General features: G+C 37.8%; 1 pseudogene. It reads right to left on the bottom strand.

The features are described from left to right. Positions 1 to 76: 76 nt before the first annotated feature. A pseudogene (locus ACTHOQ_RS18855) lies at positions 77 to 277 on the bottom strand (IMP dehydrogenase); the annotation flags it as partial. Positions 278 to 1,206: the final 929 nt, after the last annotated feature.

The following is a 1,206-nucleotide window of genomic DNA, read 5'->3' on the forward strand; positions in this document are numbered from 1 at the left end:
GATTTTAATAGAACAGATTTTGATTTTGATAGAAAAGTTAAGTAGCTTGATGCGACAACTATATTGACAAACACCGGCCTTGACGAGCCATTGCAATTGCCATTTTCGCTTCTGTTACAGTATCCATACCTGCAGAAATCATTGGAATGTTTAACTTAATGTTATCAGTTAAGTTTACTGACAAATTAACATCCTTTGGTAATACTTCAGAATGTGCTGGTACTAATAATACATCATCAAATGTTAAACCTTCTTTAGCAAATTTCGTTTCCCACATTTTTAAGAATGCCTCCTATTATAAAAGAATATTATTGTAAGGTTAACAACGTCATCTCCAACTGTCAAGATTCTAACAAAAATAAGATAATTCGGAATATTAATTCAGTTGGGTTTTGGAGTTTTCAATCTCAATATCGACTATGGAATTTTCTGTGGCGCTCACCTGCAACAAGTATTTTTGCCCTCAAGCTTTTCTCACTTCTTCTTGATATTATTCTCTATTGTTGAAATTCATTTTACAGTTTTGTTTGACCAACGATAAAGTTACTCCTGTTTCTCAAATTTATTCTGCATCGATGGATAGTAAGTTTTCCATACAATAAACAAAAGTGCTAAAAGGCCTGTGCTATTCAGAAGGATCATAAACACTGCGACGATATAATAAGATACTAATGTGTTTCATTGCGTGAGCCCTGCGCAAAAGCAAACACTCCGCCACCTTTGTACGAAAATATTGAAACCGCCAAGGATTTGGCGCGGTTTGACTAGAGGAGAATACCTCTTTTTTGCAAAGGGGCCCATAATGCCATCATCTATAATTTCTTCGACAAGAACAAAAGCGCTAAACCACCCGTTCAACTCTGACAGACATTGGAGAACCCGCTGCAAAAGTAAACGTTCCACCACTTTTGCAGAGGGCGCTGAAGATCTTTTACGGGCACAACTGCCAGTCCCGTTTCTTCAGTAAATGTGTCTGTCTATTTTATTCGCCAGCTGAAAATCCCCGAGGAAATTTAAGCATATTTTCAGCGAAGTGGCTAGATGGCTAAAAAAGGGGCAGATTCCCGCAACTGGGATGAAGAGGGATCCGCTATTAACGGGGGCGGTCCGTTTAAATGCCTCTTTAAGAAATAGACGGAGAAATTCCGCCTATTGACCTAAAAAACATGAAAATGGAGTATTTTTCTTTGGATAACCGGAAAAATT

Origin of the sequence: Solibacillus silvestris (assembly GCF_051967575.1) — a bacterium.
GTDB classification, from domain to species: domain Bacteria; phylum Bacillota; class Bacilli; order Bacillales_A; family Planococcaceae; genus Solibacillus; species Solibacillus silvestris_B.